At 72.0% G+C, this 17,466-nt stretch carries 19 protein-coding genes and 1 riboswitch; of the genes, 8 read left to right on the top strand and 11 right to left on the bottom strand.

Going from position 1 to position 17,466, the window contains the following annotated elements; all coding sequences use genetic code 11:
* Nucleotides 1–72 precede the first annotated feature (72 nt).
* Together GH747_RS15815 and GH747_RS15810 are read left to right on the top strand one after the other, a co-directional pair.
* Complete coding sequence (locus tag GH747_RS15815; protein WP_149770591.1) at nucleotides 73–1,131, top strand: NADP-dependent oxidoreductase; 1,059 nt, start codon at nucleotides 73–75, stop codon at nucleotides 1,129–1,131.
* On the top strand, nucleotides 1,128–1,823 hold the full coding sequence (locus tag GH747_RS15810) for a hypothetical protein (protein ID WP_149770590.1): 696 nt from the start codon (nucleotides 1,128–1,130) through the stop codon (nucleotides 1,821–1,823). The genes GH747_RS15815 and GH747_RS15810 overlap by 4 nt, the downstream gene beginning before the upstream one ends.
* Here GH747_RS15810 and GH747_RS15805 read toward each other — a convergent pair.
* Together GH747_RS15805 and GH747_RS15800 are read right to left on the bottom strand one after the other, a co-directional pair.
* Nucleotides 1,801–3,288: an FAD-dependent oxidoreductase gene (locus tag GH747_RS15805; RefSeq protein ID WP_149770589.1), complete on the bottom strand. Its 1,488-nt coding sequence runs from the start codon at nucleotides 3,286–3,288 to the stop codon at nucleotides 1,801–1,803. The two genes, GH747_RS15810 and GH747_RS15805, sit on opposite strands and share 23 nt — an antisense overlap.
* Nucleotides 3,285–4,235: a VOC family protein gene (locus tag GH747_RS15800; RefSeq protein ID WP_149770588.1), complete on the bottom strand. Its 951-nt coding sequence runs from the start codon at nucleotides 4,233–4,235 to the stop codon at nucleotides 3,285–3,287. The genes GH747_RS15805 and GH747_RS15800 overlap by 4 nt, the downstream gene beginning before the upstream one ends.
* Before the next feature lie 113 nt (nucleotides 4,236–4,348).
* Here GH747_RS15800 and GH747_RS15795 point away from each other — a divergent pair, with 113 nt between their 5' ends.
* Nucleotides 4,349–5,359 carry an MDR family NADP-dependent oxidoreductase gene (locus GH747_RS15795; protein WP_163695681.1) on the top strand — a complete coding sequence of 337 codons (1,011 nt, stop codon included), beginning with the start codon at nucleotides 4,349–4,351 and terminating at the stop codon, nucleotides 5,357–5,359.
* Nucleotides 5,360–5,451: 92 nt separating this feature from the next.
* On the opposite strand, the gene GH747_RS15790 is transcribed toward GH747_RS15795, so the two are convergent.
* The 3 genes from GH747_RS15790 to GH747_RS15780 form a co-directional block, all read right to left on the bottom strand.
* A complete protein-coding gene (locus GH747_RS15790; protein ID WP_149770586.1) occupies nucleotides 5,452–6,549 on the bottom strand; it encodes a branched-chain amino acid aminotransferase in 1,098 nt (365 codons plus the stop codon).
* A 47-nt stretch (nucleotides 6,550–6,596) separates the two neighbouring features.
* Entirely contained in the window at nucleotides 6,597–7,661 is a 1,065-nt protein-coding gene (locus tag GH747_RS15785) for a 3-isopropylmalate dehydrogenase (protein WP_149770585.1), read from the bottom strand.
* Nucleotides 7,662–7,761: 100 nt separating this feature from the next.
* Nucleotides 7,762–7,899, bottom strand: a complete 138-nt coding sequence (locus GH747_RS15780; RefSeq protein WP_153816633.1) for a hypothetical protein — start codon at nucleotides 7,897–7,899, stop codon at nucleotides 7,762–7,764.
* A gap of 307 nt (nucleotides 7,900–8,206) precedes the next feature.
* Between GH747_RS15780 and GH747_RS15775 the strand changes: the two genes are divergently transcribed.
* A complete protein-coding gene (locus tag GH747_RS15775) occupies nucleotides 8,207–8,770 on the top strand; it encodes an O-methyltransferase (protein WP_149770584.1) in 564 nt (187 codons plus the stop codon).
* A gap of 70 nt (nucleotides 8,771–8,840) precedes the next feature.
* On the opposite strand, the gene yczE is transcribed toward GH747_RS15775, so the two are convergent.
* Nucleotides 8,841–9,518 (bottom strand): membrane protein YczE, encoded by a 678-nt coding sequence (yczE, locus tag GH747_RS15770; protein WP_149770583.1) that lies wholly within the window; start codon nucleotides 9,516–9,518, stop codon nucleotides 8,841–8,843.
* 62 nt (nucleotides 9,519–9,580) lie between these two features.
* Between yczE and yczR the strand changes: the two genes are divergently transcribed.
* The 3 genes from yczR (at nucleotide 9,581) to GH747_RS15755 (ending at nucleotide 12,827) form a co-directional block, all read left to right on the top strand.
* A complete protein-coding gene (gene yczR / locus GH747_RS15765; RefSeq protein ID WP_163695679.1) occupies nucleotides 9,581–11,020 on the top strand; it encodes a MocR-like transcription factor YczR in 1,440 nt (479 codons plus the stop codon).
* Between the two features lie 104 nt (nucleotides 11,021–11,124).
* Entirely contained in the window at nucleotides 11,125–11,709 is a 585-nt protein-coding gene (locus GH747_RS15760; protein WP_228552956.1) for an RNA polymerase sigma factor, read from the top strand.
* Nucleotides 11,706–12,827: a hypothetical protein gene (locus tag GH747_RS15755; protein WP_149770580.1), complete on the top strand. Its 1,122-nt coding sequence runs from the start codon at nucleotides 11,706–11,708 to the stop codon at nucleotides 12,825–12,827. Before GH747_RS15760 ends, GH747_RS15755 begins: the two co-directional genes overlap by 4 nt.
* A 111-nt stretch (nucleotides 12,828–12,938) precedes the next feature.
* Here the strand turns inward: GH747_RS15755 and GH747_RS15750 are convergent, their stop codons facing one another.
* The 4 genes from GH747_RS15750 to thiM all read right to left on the bottom strand — a co-directional run bounded on the left by GH747_RS15750 (nucleotide 12,939) and on the right by thiM (nucleotide 15,907).
* Nucleotides 12,939–13,610 carry a TenA family protein gene (locus tag GH747_RS15750; protein WP_163695676.1) on the bottom strand — a complete coding sequence of 224 codons (672 nt, stop codon included), beginning with the start codon at nucleotides 13,608–13,610 and terminating at the stop codon, nucleotides 12,939–12,941.
* Between the two features lie 10 nt (nucleotides 13,611–13,620).
* Nucleotides 13,621–14,424: a bifunctional hydroxymethylpyrimidine kinase/phosphomethylpyrimidine kinase gene (thiD, locus tag GH747_RS15745; protein ID WP_149770578.1), complete on the bottom strand. Its 804-nt coding sequence runs from the start codon at nucleotides 14,422–14,424 to the stop codon at nucleotides 13,621–13,623.
* The gene (gene thiE / locus GH747_RS15740) at nucleotides 14,421–15,116 is read right to left on the bottom strand and encodes a thiamine phosphate synthase (RefSeq protein WP_149770577.1); all 696 of its coding nucleotides are present in this window, start codon (nucleotides 15,114–15,116) and stop codon (nucleotides 14,421–14,423) included. Before thiE ends, thiD begins: the two co-directional genes overlap by 4 nt.
* A complete protein-coding gene (gene thiM, locus GH747_RS15735; RefSeq protein ID WP_149770576.1) occupies nucleotides 15,113–15,907 on the bottom strand; it encodes a hydroxyethylthiazole kinase in 795 nt (264 codons plus the stop codon). The genes thiE and thiM overlap by 4 nt, the downstream gene beginning before the upstream one ends.
* Nucleotides 15,896–15,987: riboswitch (TPP riboswitch) on the bottom strand. Its footprint overlaps the gene before it by 12 nt.
* A 102-nt stretch (nucleotides 15,988–16,089) precedes the next feature.
* Between thiM and GH747_RS15730 the strand changes: the two genes are divergently transcribed.
* Complete coding sequence (locus GH747_RS15730) at nucleotides 16,090–16,233, top strand: hypothetical protein (RefSeq protein WP_153816632.1); 144 nt, start codon at nucleotides 16,090–16,092, stop codon at nucleotides 16,231–16,233.
* Nucleotides 16,234–16,377: 144 nt separating this feature from the next.
* On the opposite strand, the gene ilvC is transcribed toward GH747_RS15730, so the two are convergent.
* A complete protein-coding gene (gene ilvC / locus GH747_RS15725) occupies nucleotides 16,378–17,406 on the bottom strand; it encodes a ketol-acid reductoisomerase (protein ID WP_149770575.1) in 1,029 nt (342 codons plus the stop codon).
* Nucleotides 17,407–17,466 lie beyond the last annotated feature (60 nt).

Here is a 17,466-nt window from a genome sequence, read left to right as displayed (position 1 = left end):
GTGGGTCAGACGCGCTGACTAATGATGACGTCGGTCACGCGGTGCATACGCCCACCTTAGACTGGCCCGACCATGACTTCCACCGCAGCCCCGGCCCCCACGACCCACCTGAGCGTCCTCCTGGCGAGCCGGCCGCACGGCGAGCCGACGCCCGACAACTTCACCCTCGAGCGCACCGCCGTCCCGGAGCCCGGACCGGACGAGGTCCTGCTGAGGACCATCTACCTGTCCCTCGACCCCTACATGCGTGGCCGCATGTCGGACGCCGAGTCGTACGACGCCCCCGTCCCCGTCGGCGGTGTGATGACCGGCGGCACCGTCTCGGAGGTGGTGGCGTCCAACAGCGATCTCGTCGCGGTCGGCGACGTCGTCCTCGCCCTTACCGGGTGGCAGGAGTACGCCGTGGTGCACGCGAAGGCGGTGCGCCGCTTGGACCCGACGCGCGCTCCCTTGTCGACGGCCCTCGGCGTCCTCGGCATGCCTGGCTTCACCGCGTACGCCGGTCTGCTCGAGATCGGGCGTCCTCAGCCGACCGAGACGGTCGTCGTCGCGGCAGCTGCCGGTCCGGTCGGCTCCGCGGTCGGGCAGATCGCGCAGATCAAGGGCGCCCGCGCCGTCGGCATCGCCGGGGGCCCGGAGAAGGTCGCCTACGTGAAGGACGAGCTCGGCTTCGACGTCGCGCTCGACCACCGCTCCCCCGACTTCGTCGACGAGCTGGCGGCGGCCACGCCCGAGGGCATCGACGTCTACTTCGAGAACGTCGGCGGCGCCGTCTTCGACGCGGTCCTCCCCCGGATGAACGAGTTCGGCCGCATCCCGCTGTGCGGCCTGATCTCCCAGTACAACGCCACCAGGCTCCCGGACGGCCCGGACCGCTCACCCGCGCTGCTGAGCCGCATCCTCACGCGCAGCCTCACCGTCCGCGGCTTCATCCAGCGCGAGTTCGTGAAGGCTCACTACCGCCAGTTCCAGGATGACATGGCGGGTTGGATCGCCGACGGCCGCGTCCGCTACCGCGAGGATGTCGTCGACGGCCTCGAGAAGGCGCCCGAGGCATTCCTCGGCATGCTGCGCGGCACGAACTTCGGCAAGCTCGTGGTGCAGGTCGGCGCGGACCCGACCAACCCGTGACCCGCCCGGTCCCGGTGCCCCGCACGGTCGCCGCCCTGTACGTCGTCCTCACCGACGAGCCGATCGAGTCCGACCTGCCCGCTCCCCCGGTGCCTCCGCCGAGCCTGCTGCTGGCTCGGGGGTCGAGCCCCAAGGCCGTACGCTTCGCCGAGTCTCTGACCTACGCGACGGCGGTGTCGGCGGAGGGCGACCTGAGCGACGCGCTCACGCTGCAGCGGCAGACGCAGGCGGCAGCACGTGCGCTCGCGGCCGAGCACGTCGGTGTCGTCGTCGACGCCGCGGTGCCACGCCTCCTCGGTCCGCAGGGGCCGCACCCCGACGTCCTGCGGGCCGGCGAGTGGTTCGTGCTGGAGCGGCCCGAAGAGACGACCACCGCGACCCACGGTCTGGCACGCTTCGGGCTTCCCGAGCTGTACGTCGCCGACACGGGCGACGCCGCGCTGCCGATGGTCGACGCGGTGCTGACGGGGATCGCCCAGCGCGTGATCGAGGAGTGGCCGGACAACGATCCGGTCGGGCCGGCGACGGTCACGCTGCGCGACGTCGCCCGTGGGTACGGCGATGCGTCCGCCGGCGGCGACGACCCGACGCTGACCCGCAGCATCGACGTCACGCTCGCGTACGACGCCGACGCCGACCGCCTCGCCGTCACGTTGCACGACGACCCGGCTACGGCGCTGTTCGCTCCCTGACCTCCGCGCTCTCACTGGCTGCGGTGCCCTTCCTGGCTGCGGTGCCGAGCGCGGCGCCGAGGAGGCGCCCGAAGGTGAGGGCGGGGGTGACGAGCATGCCGGAGCAGAAGCTGTTCCCGCTCGTCGCTCCCGCACCGATCACCTCGCCGACGGCGTAGAGTCCGGTGATCGCCCGGCCCGCCTCGTCGCGTACGGCGAACGAGCCGTCGACGTCCAGCCCCTGGAACGTCACGAGCGTGATCGCGTGGTTACGGATCGCGTAGAACGGCGCCGTGGCGATCGGCGCAGGCAGGAACGTCCGGCCGAACGCGGGGTCGCTGCCGGCCTCCACGGCGCCGTTGTACGCGGAGACCGTCCGCTCGAGGCCCGGCGCGTCGATACCGGCCAGCTCCGCGAGCCCGGCGAGCGTCCCGGCGCAGTGCACGCCAGGTCGGGTGTTCATCATCGCGCGTACGGCGTCGGGCTCGTGGCCGACGACCATCTGCCGCATCGTCCCGGTCGCCTGGGTGAGCGCGGCGTCGTCGAACACCGTCCAGAAGGTACGGTCGGTCACCTCGGCGAGTGCCCGCTCCTTCACGTCGATGGAGTCCTCGTCCTCGGCGACCCACCGGCTGCCGGCACGGTCCACGTAGATCTCCCACGGCGGACGCTCGCTGGTCAGCCGCTGCCGGTCGGACCAGTTCGCGCGGCCGGGCGTCCGCGGGTCGGGAAGCCCGCCGAACGTCGGCAGCGAGCTCCCCGCGCCCTGGAGACGCGCGCCGACCGACCTGCCGAGGTGCAGGCCGTCGCCGGTCGCGGTGCGGGAGGTTGCCGAGACGAGCGGTGCGCCCTCGAGCTCCAGGAACAGGTCGGGATCGGCTCCGTACCCGCCGGTGGCGAGCACGACCGCGTCCGCACGGACGGTCGTCTCGCGGCCGTCCCGGTAGACGCTGATGCCCGTGACTGTCCCGTCGGCGCCGGTCAGCAGCTCGGTCACCGGCGCGTTCGTCCACAGTGTCAGGTCGCGCTCGGCGCACGCCCGCTCCAGCTCGGGGCGGAGCACCTCGAGCACGGACAGGCCCTCGTCCGTGCCGTAGTACGTGCGCGCCGTCGTGTAGGGCTCGTGGCCGTACACGATGCGCGGTGTCTCCGGCGCGAAGGCGAACCCGCGCTCGTCGAGCCAGTCGATCGTCGTCGCGGCTTCGGCCACGAGGAGGTCGACGAGGTCGTCGCGTGCCGTCCCGTGGCTGATGCGGGCGATGTCGGCACGGTGCGCCTGCGGCGAGTCCTCGATGCCGCGCTCGCGCTGGCGACGGGTCCCGGCTGCGGCCAGGTGCCCGCCGCTGACGTGGAGCGTCCCGCCGATGCGGGAGTCCTTCTCGACGAGCAGCACGCGGGCGCCGGCATCGGCGGCATTCACCGCGCACGGGATGCCGGCCGTGCCCGCGCCCACCACGACCACGTCGTACGCGTCTGCGGCGCTCATGCCGAATCCTTCCCCGGCTCGACGACGAGGTGCGGGATCCCGGACGGCGGGCGTACGACGGCGGCGCGCGCAGCGCCGAACGGTGCGAGAGTCAACGCCACCGCGTCCCCGGCAGCGGTCGCCGCGCGAGCGCGGACGCCGTCGAGGTCGTCGGTGACGACCACCCCACCGAGCAGCCCGCGGTACGGCGGCACCGTACGCCCGAGCCGCGAGCTGCCGACTGCGCCGCCGGCCTCGACCTCGTAGGTGACCAGACCGACGTACGGCTCGTCGGCGGCCGTCCCGATGCAGCGTCCGGCCATCCGCACGCGCGTCCCGGCCCCGACCAGGTTCTCGACGGAGGCACCGTCGACCGCGTACTCGTGCACCACCTTCCACCCGAAGACGTCGGCGTAGAACGACTCGGCCGCCTCGACGTCGGTCACGGGCGCGGTGATGCCGAGCACCTCGCTGACGGCGCGGTCGGTCACGCTCACGTACGGGTCGAGCGCGCCGGGCGCACCCCCGAGCAGTGCGACCGTCAGCCCGTCCGCGCCTCGGATGTGCGCCTCGCGCAGCCCGGTGCCCGCCATGTCGTACTCGCCGTCCGGCGTCGACACGTCGAACCCGGCTGCGGCGGCGTCCGCGGCTGCGGCGACGAGATCCGGCGCGTGGAAGTCCACGACCTTGAAGGCGTCGCGGTCCAGCGGTGCCGCCAGGTCGCGGACCGTCTGGTCCGACGGCTCGGCGTACCGGCACACGACGGCCCCGGCGACGACTCCCGGTGTCTGCAGCGCGAGCAGCATCGTCTCGCCCGCTCCTGCTCCGAGCAGCGCCTCGGCGTCTCCGGGCTGAAGCACAGTTTCGCCGCGGACCTCCATCCCGAGGGCGGCGAAGAGACGTCGCTGTTCGGAGAGGTCGCCGGTCGAGACGAGCGGACCGTACAGGCGGGAGCCAGAGCGGGGCACCGACGCTCCTTCCGACGCGGTGCGCCGAACGGTGTCGACCCGCCGACGCGTGAGATGGAATGGTGTTCCATTATGGCCGTCACCCTTGTCGACGCGAAAGAGACCCTCCCTCGATGAACGCCCAGCCACGCGTCCCCGCCATCGTGATCCGCCGTCGTCCGAGCGGGCTCCCCCAGCCCGACGACCTCGGCCTCGCCGAGGTGGAGGTGCCTGAGCTCGCCGACGGCGACGTCCGCGTCGCCGTGCTCGACCTCTCGCTCGACCCCTACCTGCGGTCGACCCTCGCCGGTCGTCACCTCGGCGATGCCCCTCTGGCGATCGGCGACGTCGTCCCGGGTCGCGCGATCGGTCGCGTCGTCGCGTCGCGCGCCGCCGACGTACCCGACGGCACCCTCGTCCTCGCCGAGACGGGCTGGCGCGCGGAGGCCGTCATCCCGGCCAAGGCGGCCACACCCGTGCGTGTACCCGAGGGCATCCCCGCCTCGGCCGCGCTCGGGGCGTTCGGGATGCCCGGTCTCACCGCGTACGCCGCCGTCGTCCGCCAGCTCGTTCCGCGGCCGGGCGAGACCGTCGTCGTCGGCTCCGCCACCGGCGGCGTCGGCTCGGTCGCCGGAGCCATGCTCCGGCACCGCGGGGCACGGACCGTCGCGATCGTCGGCGACGACGACAAGGCCGCGGACGCGACACAGCGACTCGGCTATGCGGCCGCCGTGGTCCGTGGCCGTGACCGCTGGGAGGCGGCGCTGGCGGCGGCGTGTCCCGACGGCATCGACGGCTACCTGCACATGGGCGACATGCCGACGCTGCACACCGCCGTCAGTCTGCTCGCCCCCGGCGCACGGGTGTCGCTGTGCGGGTTGATGGACCAGTACAACGACGGCCCGCCCACCATGCTCCCGGTCGGCGCGGTCATGATGGCGCGCGCGGTGGTGCACGGCATGGTCGTGTACGACCACGGCGACCTCGCAGGCGCCCAGCACGAGGAGGTCGCCGCGCTGATCGCCGACGGCACCCTCACGCTGCACGAGGAGCGCCACGTCGGTCTCGCGTCCGCTCCCGCTGCGTTCGCGCGCCTGATGGCGGGCCACAACCGCGGGAAGGTCGTCGTCACCGTCGGGAGCTGAGCCGACCCGCCGTACGGGAGCGCCGTACGGACACCTCTGCGGGCGTCACGCCCCTGCGGCCGCGCCTCGTACGCGTCACGCCCCCGCGGGCGTCACGCGATGCGGTGCATCCAGCCGTGCTTGTCCTCCGCACGGCCGTACTGGACGTCGATCAGGGCCTCGCGGATCGCCATCGTCACCGACCCGGCGCCATCGACGTCGGTCACGGCCTCACCGTCGGGCCACCGCAGCGCACCGACCTGCGTCACGACCGCAGCCGTCCCGCAGGCGAAGACCTCGGTGACGTGGCCGCTGGCGACTCCGTCGATCCACTCGTCGATGCCGAAGCGCCGCTGCTCGACCTTGTAGCCGAGGTCGCCGGCGATGGTGCCGATCGCGTCGCGCGTGATGCCTTCGAGGATCGAGTCGCTCGCCGGCGTCACGATCGTGCCGTCGTCGTGCACGAAGTAGAGGTTCATGCCGCCGAGCTCTTCGATCCACTGGTGCTCCTCGGAGTCGAGGAAGACCACCTGGTCGCAGCCGTGCTCGGCGGCGATCTGCTGCGGCAGGAGGCTGGAGGCGTAGTTGCCCCCGCACTTCGCGGCACCCGTGCCGCCGGAGCCGGCGCGGGCGTACTCGCGGGACAGCCAGATGTTGACCGGCTTCATGCCACCGGCGAAGTAGGCGCCCGCCGGCGAGGCGATCACGCAGTAGGTGACGTGCTTGCTCGGGCGCACACCGAGGAACGCCTCCGACGCGTACATGAAGGGGCGCAGGTAGAGGCTGGTCTCACCACCGGTCGGCACCCACGACCGGTCGGTGGTGACCAGGGCGTCGATCGAGCCGATGAACCAGTCCTCCGGCAGCTCCGGCAGCGCGAGGCGGTGAGCGGAGCGCTGGAAACGGGCGGCGTTCGCGTCGGGGCGGAAGGTCCAGATCGAGCCGTCGGCGTGGGCGTACGCCTTCAGCCCCTCGAAGATCTCCTGTGCGTAGTGCAGGACCGCGGTGGCCGGATCCAGCATGAGCGGACCGTACGGCTTCACCGTCGGGTCGGCCCAGCCTGTCTCGGGCGTCCACTCCGACGTGAACATGTGGTCGGTGAAGTGGACCCCGAAGCCGGGGTTGGCGAGGATCTCTGCGCGGCGCTCGTCGGAGACCGGAGCGGGGCTGGGCTCCAACGCGTAGGAGAAGGCGTCGGTAGAGGTGGTCATGAGGGGCACGGTACTTGACCTTTCGGACGGAGACGAGGGGGGTTGAGTCATGCCCCGCCTACGTCACCGGCCACGCGCGCCGCGATGGCCTCCCCCACCTCCTTGGTGGTGCGCTGCCCCGTGCGGGCAGTGATGTCGGCGGCGATCGCGCGGTCGATCTGCGCGGCGGCCTCAGGCAGCCCGAGGTGCTCGAGGAGCAGCGCGACCGAGCCGATCGCGGCGGTGGGGTCTGCGATGCCCTGGCCGGCGATGTCGGGCGCGGAGCCGTGGACGGGCTCGAACATGCTCGGCGCCGTACGGTCGGGGTTGATGTTGCCGCTCGCGGCCAGACCGATGCCCCCGGAGATGGCGCCGGCGAGGTCGGTGAGGATGTCGCCGAACAGGTTGTCGGTGACGATCACGTCGAACCGCGCCGGGTCGGTGACCAGGAAGATCGTGGCAGCGTCGACGTGGAGGTAGTCGACGGTGACCTCGGGGAACTCCGGCGCGACAGCGTCGACGATGCGCGACCAGACGGCACCCGAGTGGACGAGGACGTTCGTCTTGTGGACGAGGGTGAGCTTCTTGCGACGCGCCTGCGCGCGGGCGAACGCGTCGCGGACGACCCGCTCGACGCCGAAGGCCGTGTTGAGGCTGACCTCGGTCGCGACCTCGTGCGGTGTGTCGGCACGCAGCCGACCGCCGTTGCCGACGTACGGGCCTTCGGTGCCCTCGCGGACGACCACGAAGTCGACACCCTCGGCATCACGCAGCGGGGAGTTGACCTGCGGGTACGTCTTGGTGGGGCGCAGGTTCACGTAGTGGTCGAGCTGGAAGCGCAGCCGCAGCAGGAGGTTGCGCTCCAGGAGTCCGGCGGGGAGGCGGGGATCGCCCGGCTTGCCGCCGATCGCTCCGAGAAGGATCGCGTCGTGGCCGCGGATCTCGGCCAGCGTCGCGTCGGGAAGGACCTCTCCCGTCTCGATGTAGTGCTCGGCACCCAGGACGTACGGCGTCTGCTCGAACGTCACGTCGTGGATGCGTGCGACCTCGTCGAGGACGCGGGTCGCCTCGGCGACGACCTCGGGACCGATCCCGTCTCCAGGGATCACGGCCAGGGAGAAGCTTCGTGTCATGGCTCGTACTCTACTCACGGCGTCCCAGCATCTGATACTGGGATCTCGGATGGTGGATTCGCGACGCCGCCCGGACGAGCGGGCGAAGCGAGTCGAGACGTCAGTTGTCGTCCGGTCGAGGGCCGCCGTTGTCGCGCAGGTCCAGCGCTGTCTGGATGGGGTTGCGAGGCCCCTCGTCGCGGCTGTCCTCGTTCCAGTGGCGGCTCGGGCCCCACTCGGAGTAGTTCATCTCGTACATCGGTCCAGTCCTTTGAATCGGTTGCTTCACGGATGCCTGTGGCGAGCCGTGGAACCGGGCGGACCGAGTCTCCGGACGGGAGGAAGAAGTGCGGTGCGGGATCCTCGCTGCGGGTCGTCGGCCAACGCCAAGCTCCGCGGCGAGGTGTCGGCCTAAGAGGCCTCGCCGCGGCAGTCGAGGAATACGACGTTAATCCGCATGATGGGTCGACCGTACGTCGCGATTCCGCATCGCGCTACCGGTTCGACAATCGATCTCGCTGATTGAGACCGACGTCCGGACTGTGGCGGTGTGACAGACTCGAGCCGTGAGCGCCCCCACCGAAGTTCCGCCCCTCGTCTCGCGAGCCCTCGACCTCTCACGGCGCCGCGGCTTCATCACGGCGACCCGCCACGAGACGGGCCGCCTCCTGGCGACGCTCGCCGCCTCCCGCACCGGCACCCTGGCCGAGCTCGGGACCGGGTGCGGGGTCGGTTCCGCGTGGCTCTCCAGCGGCGTCGCCGAGGGCGCGCGCATCGTCAGCGCCGAGCTCGACCCGAAGCTCGCCGAAGCCGTTCAGGACCTCTTCTCGGACACGCCCTCGGTCGAGGTCACCTCGGGAGACTGGAGCGCGCTCGAGAGGTACGCCCCGTTCTCGCTGCTGTTCGTGGACGTCCGCGACGTCAAGCGCAGCGTCGACCTCGTCGCCGACCTCATGGAGCACGGGGGCATCGCGGTGCTCGACGACTTCACCCCGTCGTACACGTGGCCCCCGATCTACGAGGGCCGCGTGGACGTGGTGCGCGAGCAGTGGCTCACCGACGAGCGCTTCGTCGCCGTCGAGGTGATGGTCGCGCCCGACGCGTCCGTGATCCTCGCGACGCGGGTCTGAGTCAACCGCGCGCGTTGGTGCGTGGGTAGTCACCGACCCCCGCACGGTGACGACCCACGCACCAACGTGTCTAGGGGGCCGGCGCAGGCTCGGGCGCTGCCGCCGCCTCGGGCAGCCGCACCTGGACGAGCGGGAGGAATGCCTGCACGATCGGGCCGATGGCCAACGCGTACAGGACGGTCCCGACACCCACGGTGCCGCCGAGCAGCCAGCCGAGCGCGAGCACGGTGATCTCCACCGAGGTCCGCATCAGACGGACGCTGTAGCCGGTGCGCCGGACGAGGCCGAGGAAGAGCCCGTCGCGCGGCCCGGGGCCCAGGTGCGCGCCGATGTACAGGGCGCCGGCGAGCCCGTTGAGCACGACGCCCGACACCAGCATCACCGCGCGCAGCACCAGCGAGTCCGGCTGCTCGAACAGCGCGATCCCCTGGTCCACCGCGATACCGATCAGCAGCACGTTCAGCACCGTCCCGACCCCCGGCCACTGCCGCAGCGGAATCCAGAGGATGAGCACGACCGCACCGACGACCATGGTGATCTGGCCGAACGTCAGCGGGAGGTACTTGGTCAGCCCCTCGTGGAACACGTCCCAGGGATCGAGCCCGAGGCCGGCCTCGACCATCAACGCCATCGACCATCCGTAGAGCATGAGCCCGAAGACGAGCTGCGGGAGGCGGCGTACGAGTCGACCGGTCCGCAGCTGAGCGACCGGAGAGACAGACACAGGGGTGTATGCGGGGCGAGCCATACAGCCTAGTTTGCCGCCGATTGGACTACGTTTCGATAGCCAATCGTGGAATAGTGGCCTACATGGCCCCGACTTCCGTCCTGTCTGCCGATCGACTCCGCGCGCTGGTCGACGTCTCGGCTGACGATCCGCCGGGCTACCGGGAGCTCGCGGACCTGATCCGGCTCCTGGTCCTCGACGGGCGCATCCCTGCCGGCACGCGCCTCCCCAGCGAACGAGACCTCACCGCCGCGCTGCCGGTCAGCCGTACGACCGTCACTCGCGCGTACGCGACGCTGCGCGACGCCGGGCTGCTCGTCTCGCGCCGCGGCTCCGGCAGCGTCGTCGCACTCCCCCGCGGCAGCCGTCCGCCGTTCATGCCCGCTCCCGGGTCGACGATGGTCGGATGGACCATCGCCGCGGGGCACGCCGCGCCGGGCGTCGGGCTCGCGTACGGCCGCGCGCTGGAGCAGCTCCCCGAGTACCTCAACGAGACGGGGTACGAGACCACCGGCGTGCCGGTCCTGCGGGAGCTGGTCGCGCAGCGCTACCTCGAGCGCGGGCTTCCCACCGACCCCGACCAGATCATCATCACGTCCGGGGCCCAGTCCGCGCTCACGCTCCTCGCCCGCACCCTGGCCGCACGCGGTGAGCGGGTCGCGGTCGAGAGCCCGACGTACCCGAACGCGATCGACGCTCTGCGCCGCAGCGGTCTCCGCGTGCTCGGCGTCCCGCACGACGGCCACCGTCTGGACCTCGACGCGCTCGCCGCCTCCGTCCGCGCTGCGCCGGTCGCCTGGGCGTACCTCATCCCCGACTTCCAGAACCCGACCGGCACGCTGATGGACGACGTGACCCGTCACGACGTCGCCTCGATCCTGCGCCGCTCGACGACGACGCCCATCGTCGACGAGACGATGGCCGAGCTGTGCCTCGACGTCGACGAGCAGGCGATGCCGGTCCCCCTCGCCGCGCACCACCCGGGCGCGATCACGCTGGGGTCGGCGAGCAAGACGTTCTGGGGCGGCCTGCGGATCGGCTGGATCCGCGCCCCGCACGCGGTCGTACCCCGCCTGGTCGCAGCACGCGAGACCGTCGACATCGGCACGCCGATCCTCGAGCAGCTGGCGGTCGCCGAGCTGCTGCGCGTCCGCCGCGAGGTGCTCGACGGACGGCGTGAGCGCCTCCGCGCACGCCGCGACGAGCTCGTCGTCGCCCTGCGAGAGCGGCTCCCGGACTGGGGGCTCAACGCGCCGGTGGGTGGCCTGTCGCTGTGGGTCCGGCTGCCCGCACGCGCCTCGAGCCGCCTCGTGGTCGCCGCGGAGGCGCACGACCTGCTCCTGACCGCCGGACCGCGCTTCTTCGCCGACGGCGGAGGCGAGACGTCGCTGCGCCTGCCCTACGCCCGCAGCGCCGAGCACCTCGCGGACGGTGTGGACCGTCTCGCGCTCGCATGGGATGCCGTCGTCGCAGGCCGTGCCGCGCCACCGTCGACGCGGCGCCGCCCGGCCCTCACGGCCTGACCGGGCAGGCCCGCGCCTTCCCGTGCGGCGCGGGTCCGGTCACGTGTCGATACGCAGCACCTCAGGTCTGTCACGATCGGCCGGTTGCCGGACATGATTCCCACGTGACGACTCCAGAACGGCATCGCGAGGAGCGTTTCCGCGCGCTGTACACCGCCCACTTCGACGCGCTGCTCGCCTACGCCGTGCGCCGCACACGCCATCCCGACGACGCGGCAGACCTCGTCGCCGACACGTTCCTGGTCGCCTGGCGCCGGCTCGACGAGCTGACGCCCGGAGAGGAGAGCCGGCTGTGGCTGTACGTGGTGGCGCGCCACGTCCGTGCGAACGCCGAGCGAGGCGCGCGCCGCCGCGCACGACTCGGCGAGCGCCTCCGGGAGGACCTGTCGGTGAGAGTCGTGCCCGACCACGCGACAGAGGTCACCGCGCAGACCGTCGTACGCGAAGCGCTGCAACGACTGGGCGACACCGACCGCGAGCTCCTCATGCTGTCGGCATGGGAAGGCCTTGAACCTCGTGAGATCGCCGAGGTCCTCGGCATCCGTACGAGCGCTGCGAGGACTCGGCTCCTGCGGGCCCGACGGCGGCTACGTGACGTGCTCGGCGACGGATCGCCCGGTGACGAAGTGGTGGCACCCGGACATGAAAGGGGCATCCGCATGAAGCTCAGCCCCGAGGAGGGACGATGACCGACGACAACCTCACCCGCATGCTGCGAGCCGCCGACCCCGGCGCGCCTGGACTCGTGGGTGACCTGCACGGGGCTGAGCGCTACCTCTTGGAGGAGATCGTGTCCACGCCCCCGCAAGACCCACCCCCCGTGCCGGTGCCCACCCCCGCACGGCGACCAGTGCGTCGACGACTCTCGTTGACCTTGGGCGCCGCTGCGTTCGCGGTGCTCGTCGCCGCCCTGGTCGTCCCGTCCTGGCGCGACACCCCGCCCGACGGAAGCGGTGCAGACGACACCGCGCGCGACCGCGCTCCGTCCGCAGAGACGTCGGGTCCGACGACGATCGAGGCTCCGATCCGCTACGCGTCGGCGGTCGTCGACGCCGCGCGCCGCAACCCGAGGCTGCTGATCGGCGAGCCCGGCTGGCGGGCGACCAATGTGTACGGATTCGCCGAGGACGAAGGAACCGTCGTGTTCAAGAAGGGCAAGCGCCAGCTCGAGTTCAACTGGTACGCAGCCGACCAGTACGACGGATACCTCGTCGACCGTCGCGATGTCTCGGCGCCGCGACCGTTCTCGATCGACGGCCAGGACGGGAGCGAGTTCCAGTACTCGTCCCACGACATCGCCGTGATGCTCCGGCCGTCGGGCAACACGTTCGCCGAGATCCGGACCGGCATCGGCGGATGGCGCGATCGTGCCGAGATCGTCGCCGTCCTGCGGACGATCCGGGCGGCATCGGTCGAGGACTGGCTCGCCGCCATGCCGCCGGAGATCGTCACCCCGGAGAAGACGACGCAGGTGGTCGACGAACTCCTCACCGGCGTACCGCTCCCGCCTGGCCTCGCTCGGGAGGACCTGGACGTCCCCGGGACGAACGACCGCTACCAGACGAGCGTCCACATCCTCGACGCGGTGGTGTGCGGGTGGCTCGGTGCCCTGGAGCGCGCCGAGTCCGACGACGACGCGACAGCTCGGCGTACGGCGACAAGGGCGATCGTCGGAGCACGTGACTGGCCGCTGCTGAAGCCGATGGACGCCGAGGGCGCGTACGCAGACATCGTGCGGCAGGTCGCCGACGAGATCGACGCCGGCGGCAGCGCCGTCACCTCCCGAGAGCACTTCGGCTGCCGCTGACGAACGACGCCACCCGTCGGCGCCTCAGCGTCCACCAGCCGCGACGCGGTGGACGCTGAGACACCGACGCACGGACAGGGCCGCTCGCGCAGCGTGGACAGGGCCGAGCGCTCAGGGCTTCGGCCAGGTCTCCCCGCGCCACGAGGCGTCCCAGAACATCCACTCGAACCGCGTCGCTCGTGCGTACGCTTCCAGCATCGCGTCGCGCCGCGCCTCCGTGGCCTCGTCGGCGAGGCGGTCGACCCAGGTCTCCATCCGGGTGACGGCCGCGTCGAACGCGGGATCGGAGTACGTGTCGATCCAGGTCCGGAACGGGTGTGCAGGGTCGTCGGCCTGGGCGGCGATCGCACGCCCGACCTCGAGATAGACGCGGAAGCACGGCAGGACGCCGGCGATCCCGACCTCGACGGGCGCGTACGCCGCATCGGCGAGGAGAGTGCCGACGTACGCCCGGCAGGTCGGCGTCGGCTCGGCGACGTCCGGGGCGTCGGGATCGATCCCGAGCGGGCCGAGGAAGCCCTGGTGCAGCAGCCGCTCGGCCTCGACCGACTCCGCAGCGGCGCGAGCGAGCTCTGCGGCCAGCGCCGGGTCGCCGGCCCGCGCCGACAGCATCGCGAGCGTGCTCGCGTACTGGGCGAGGTAGTGGGCGTCGTCCAGGAGGTACCGGGCGAACACCTCCTGCGGGAGGGTCCCCTCAGCCAGTCCCGTCACGAACGGGTGGGCGAGGATCGCGTCGTACCAGTCGCCGACGTGCGTCCACGCTGCCTCCGAGAAGCTCGTCACCGGCATTCCTTCATGATCGCTGTCTCCAGAGGTGGTCGACCGGGCCGCTGCCGTGCCCGAGGTGCTGGTCGGCGCCGCCGCGCAGGGCGCCCGTGAGGTAGTCCTTCGCGTCTGCGACCGCGTCGCGCAGCGGGAGCCCGAGCGCGAGGCCCGCGGCGATCGCCGACGAGAGCGTGCAGCCAGTGCCGTGCGTGTTGGCGGTGGCGACGCGCGGCGCCTCGTACGTGCGTACGCCGTCGGCGTCGGCGAGCACGTCCACGCTGAGGTCGCCGCCGAGGTGCCCGCCCTTCACCAGCGCAGCCGAAGCACCGATGCCGCGGAGCGCGTACGCCGCCTCCGCGAGCCCGTCGACGTCCTTCGCAGGATCGGCGCCGACGAGCACCGCCGCCTCGGGGACGTTCGGGGTGACGACCGTCGCGAGCGGGAGCAGCATCGTACGGATCGCGTCCACCGCGTCCGGCGGCACGAGGCGGTCGCCGGACGTCGCGACCATCACCGGGTCGAGGACGATCGGCACGTCCGCCGACCCGAGCGCGACCGCCACCTCGACCACGGCGTCCGCGGTCCCGAGCATGCCGATCTTCACGGCGCCGACGTCGAGGTCGTCGAGGACCGACCGGATCTGGGCAGCGACGAAGTCCGGCGGGACGGCGTGGATGCCGGTCACCCCGAGCGTGTTCTGCACCGTGAGCGCGGTGATGACAGCAGCGCCGTACGCTCCGAGCGCCGTCGCCGTCTTGAGGTCGGCCTGGATCCCGGCGCCGCCGGAGGGGTCCGAGCCGGCGATCGACAGCATCACAGGGACATCGGTCATGGCGACCATCCTGGTGCGCGTCCGAGCGCCGCGTCCACCTGAGCGCGGAGCGTGTGGGCGGCCGCCTGCGGATCGGCCGCCGAGCAGATCGCGGACACGACGCACACTCCATCCGCGCCGGCCCCGACGACCGACGCCGCGTTGGCCGCGGTGATGCCGCCGATCGCGACCAGCGGGAGCCGTGCGGGCACCGCGTCGCGCAGACGGCGTACGCCGTCGAGTCCCCAGGGCGTGGTGGTGTCGGGCTTCGTCGGTGTCGGCCACACGGGGCTCACCGCCAGGTAGTCGCAGGCCTCCAGCGCCGCCGCGTCGTCCAGCTGCGCGACGTCGTGGATCGACCAGCCGATCACCGCGGCGTCGCCGAGCGAGGAACGTGCGTCGGCCGGGTGGAGGTCGTCCGGACCGACGTGCAGACCGGCGCCGGGGATCGCTCGGGCGGCGTCCACGTCGTCGTTGACGATGAACGTGACCCCGGTGCCGGCGAGCCGCTCGACGAGGCGCGTGCCGACGCGGATCACATCGTCGCGCGTGCCGGACTTGTCGCGCAGCTGAAGGGTCGTCACTCCCCCCTCGACGGCGGCAGAGACCACGTCCGCGAGGTCCGCACCTGCAGGCACGTCGCCCGTGACGAGGTAGAGCCGGAGGTCGGGGCGACCTGCGGCGTCGGCGCCCACGCCGGGGCCTGCGGTCATCGGCGCGCGACGACGTCGGCGACGGCCGACGACGGAAGCGTCGAGAGCGCGTCCATCAGGCGCCACCGCAGCGAGCCCGGCCCCTCGGCGAGCGCGCCCGCCTGCTCGATGGCGGCGGTGAGGATCGCGAGTGCGGCCGTCGACGCCTCGAACGCGTCGTCGTGGACCGCGCAGCACGCGGCGACGAGGGCGCTCGCCGAGCAGCCCAGCGCGGTGATCATGGGCGCGCGGTCGTCACCCCCGATGACGTGCGCCGTACGCGTGCCGTCGGTCACGACGTCGACCACACCGGTCATGGCGACGACCGTGTCGAGCTTCGAGGCGAGCGCCTCGGCGTCCGCGCGAACGTCTGCCGTGTCCGCATCGGCGTCGACCCCGCGCCCGGCGCCGGTCGACGTCGCGATCGAGAGGATCTCGCTCGCGTTGCCGCGGATGACGGTCGGACGGTGCTCCACGAGCAGCGCCGCCGTCTCGCGACGGTAGGCGGTGGCACCGACAGCGACCGGGTCCAGGACCCACGGCTTGCCGGCAGCGCTCGCGACCTCGACCGCGGCGAGCATCCCGTCGACCCACGGCGGCGACAGCGTGCCGATGTTGGCGACGACCGCCTGCGCGATCCCCGCGAACTCACCGGCCTCGCGTGCGTCGTGGACCATCGCCGGGGACGCGCCCGCTGCGTTGAGCAGGTTGGCGGCGATGTCCATCGAGACGTAGTTCGTGATGACCTGCACCAGCGGGCCGCTGGACCGCAGCCGGTCGTGGACGTGGACAGCAGTCTGTGGATCGAGCATCAGGCTCCCTCTCGCCGGTATGACCCGGATCAGGTTCGTCGGGTGTGTTCTCAGCCTCGTGGGCACCCCGGCCGTGCAGTTGCTGGAGACGATAACAGAGCGAAGTCAAGCCTTTCGGGGACCCTCGTGGGACCGGTACGGTGCGGGGACCCGGCCCGGCTCCATCCCCCGAGGAGTACGCCATGCACCGCGCTCGCCGCGTCCGCCGCGCCTACCGCCGAGGCGGTGCTCGCGAGGTCTACCTCGCGTCCCGCCGGTGGCTCGCCCGGCTCGTCTATCCCGGAGAGATCCCGCGCCCCCCGCGCAAGCGGGACGAGGCGCCCTGAGCCACCGCCGTACGCCGTAGAACGCCGACGGCGGTGAGCCGCCGCCACCGCCGTACGCCGTAGAACGCCGACGGCGGTGAGCCTGGTCCCACCGTGCCGAAGCATCGTGGGACCGGACTCACCGCCGGTCGGGTCGTGCGAGGGTCAGCGTGCTGCCGTGCCCTCGGTGTAGTCGTCGTCCGAGCTCTTGACCCACGCCATGAGCTTGCGCAGCTCGCGACCGGTCTCCTCGATCGGGTGCTGCTCGCCCTCGGCACGGAGCTTCTTGAACTCCGGCGCGCCGGCATCCTGGTCGGCGATGAAGCGCTCGGCGAACGCGCCGTTCTGGATGTCGTTGAGGACAGCCTGCATGTTCTCCTTGACGCGCGCGTCGACGACCCGCGGGCCGGAGACGTAGTCGCCGTACTCGGCGGTGTCGGAGACCGACCAGCGCTGCTTGGCGATGCCGCCCTCGTACATGAGGTCGACGATCAGCTTCAGCTCGTGCAGGCACTCGAAGTAGGCGACCTCGGGCTGGTAGCCGGCCTCGGTCAGGGTCTCGAAACCGGCCTGGACGAGCGCCGAGACGCCACCGCAGAGGACGGCCTGCTCGCCGAAGAGATCCGTCTCGGTCTCCTCGGTGAAGGTCGTCTTGATGCCGCCGGCGCGCAGGCCACCGATCGCCTTCGCGTACGAGAGGACGAGCGGCCAGGCGTTGCCGGTCGCGTCCTGCTCGACGGCGACGAGCACCGGCACACCGCGACCCTCGACGTACTCGCGACGGACCAGGTGACCCGGGCCCTTGGGGGCGATCATGCCCACGTCGACACCGGCCGGCGGCTTCACGTAGCCGTAGCGGATGTTGAAGCCGTGGCCGAAGATCAGCGTGTCGCCGTCGTTCAGGTTCGGCTCGATCGCCTCGGCGTACAGCGAGCGCTGCGCCGGGTCCGGAGCGAGGACGACGATGACGTCGGCCTCGGCGCACGCCTCGGCCGGGGTGAGCACGCGAAGGCCCTCGTTCTCGGCCTTGACGCGGCTCTTCGAGCCCTCGGGCAGGCCGACGCGGACGTCGACGCCGGAGTCGCGCAGCGACAGCGCGTGGGCGTGGCCCTGGCTGCCGTAGCCGAGGACGGCCACGCTGCGGCCCTGGATGACGCTCAGGTCGGCGTCGTCGTCATAGAACAGCTCAGGCACGGGGTTACTCCTTCTCGTGGTGCCGAGTGGCACCGGTGTGGTGCCGTTTTGCAAGAGGTG

It is taken from the genome of Mumia xiangluensis, from assembly GCF_010994095.1.
Classification (GTDB): domain Bacteria; phylum Actinomycetota; class Actinomycetes; order Propionibacteriales; family Nocardioidaceae; genus Mumia; species Mumia xiangluensis.
Note: the sequence above shows the minus strand (reverse complement) of the source record. Positions and strands in the feature narration are given on the sequence as shown.

Coding starts and splice junctions, on each gene's coding strand:
- GH747_RS15815 (WP_149770591.1), top strand. CDS start 73: ATGACTTCCACCGCAGCCCCGGCCCCCACGACCCACCTGAGCGTCCTC.
- GH747_RS15805 (WP_149770589.1), bottom strand. CDS start 3,288: ATGAGCGCCGCAGACGCGTACGACGTGGTCGTGGTGGGCGCGGGCACG.
- GH747_RS15795 (WP_163695681.1), top strand. CDS start 4,349: ATGAACGCCCAGCCACGCGTCCCCGCCATCGTGATCCGCCGTCGTCCG.
- GH747_RS15790 (WP_149770586.1), bottom strand. CDS start 6,549: ATGACCACCTCTACCGACGCCTTCTCCTACGCGTTGGAGCCCAGCCCC.
- GH747_RS15785 (WP_149770585.1), bottom strand. CDS start 7,661: ATGACACGAAGCTTCTCCCTGGCCGTGATCCCTGGAGACGGGATCGGT.
- GH747_RS15780 (WP_153816633.1), bottom strand. CDS start 7,899: ATGTACGAGATGAACTACTCCGAGTGGGGCCCGAGCCGCCACTGGAAC.
- yczE (WP_149770583.1), bottom strand. CDS start 9,518: ATGGCTCGCCCCGCATACACCCCTGTGTCTGTCTCTCCGGTCGCTCAG.
- yczR (WP_163695679.1), top strand. CDS start 9,581: ATGGCCCCGACTTCCGTCCTGTCTGCCGATCGACTCCGCGCGCTGGTC.
- GH747_RS15755 (WP_149770580.1), top strand. CDS start 11,706: ATGACCGACGACAACCTCACCCGCATGCTGCGAGCCGCCGACCCCGGC.
- thiD (WP_149770578.1), bottom strand. CDS start 14,424: ATGACCGATGTCCCTGTGATGCTGTCGATCGCCGGCTCGGACCCCTCC.
- thiE (WP_149770577.1), bottom strand. CDS start 15,116: ATGACCGCAGGCCCCGGCGTGGGCGCCGACGCCGCAGGTCGCCCCGAC.
- thiM (WP_149770576.1), bottom strand. CDS start 15,907: ATGCTCGATCCACAGACTGCTGTCCACGTCCACGACCGGCTGCGGTCC.
- GH747_RS15730 (WP_153816632.1), top strand. CDS start 16,090: ATGCACCGCGCTCGCCGCGTCCGCCGCGCCTACCGCCGAGGCGGTGCT.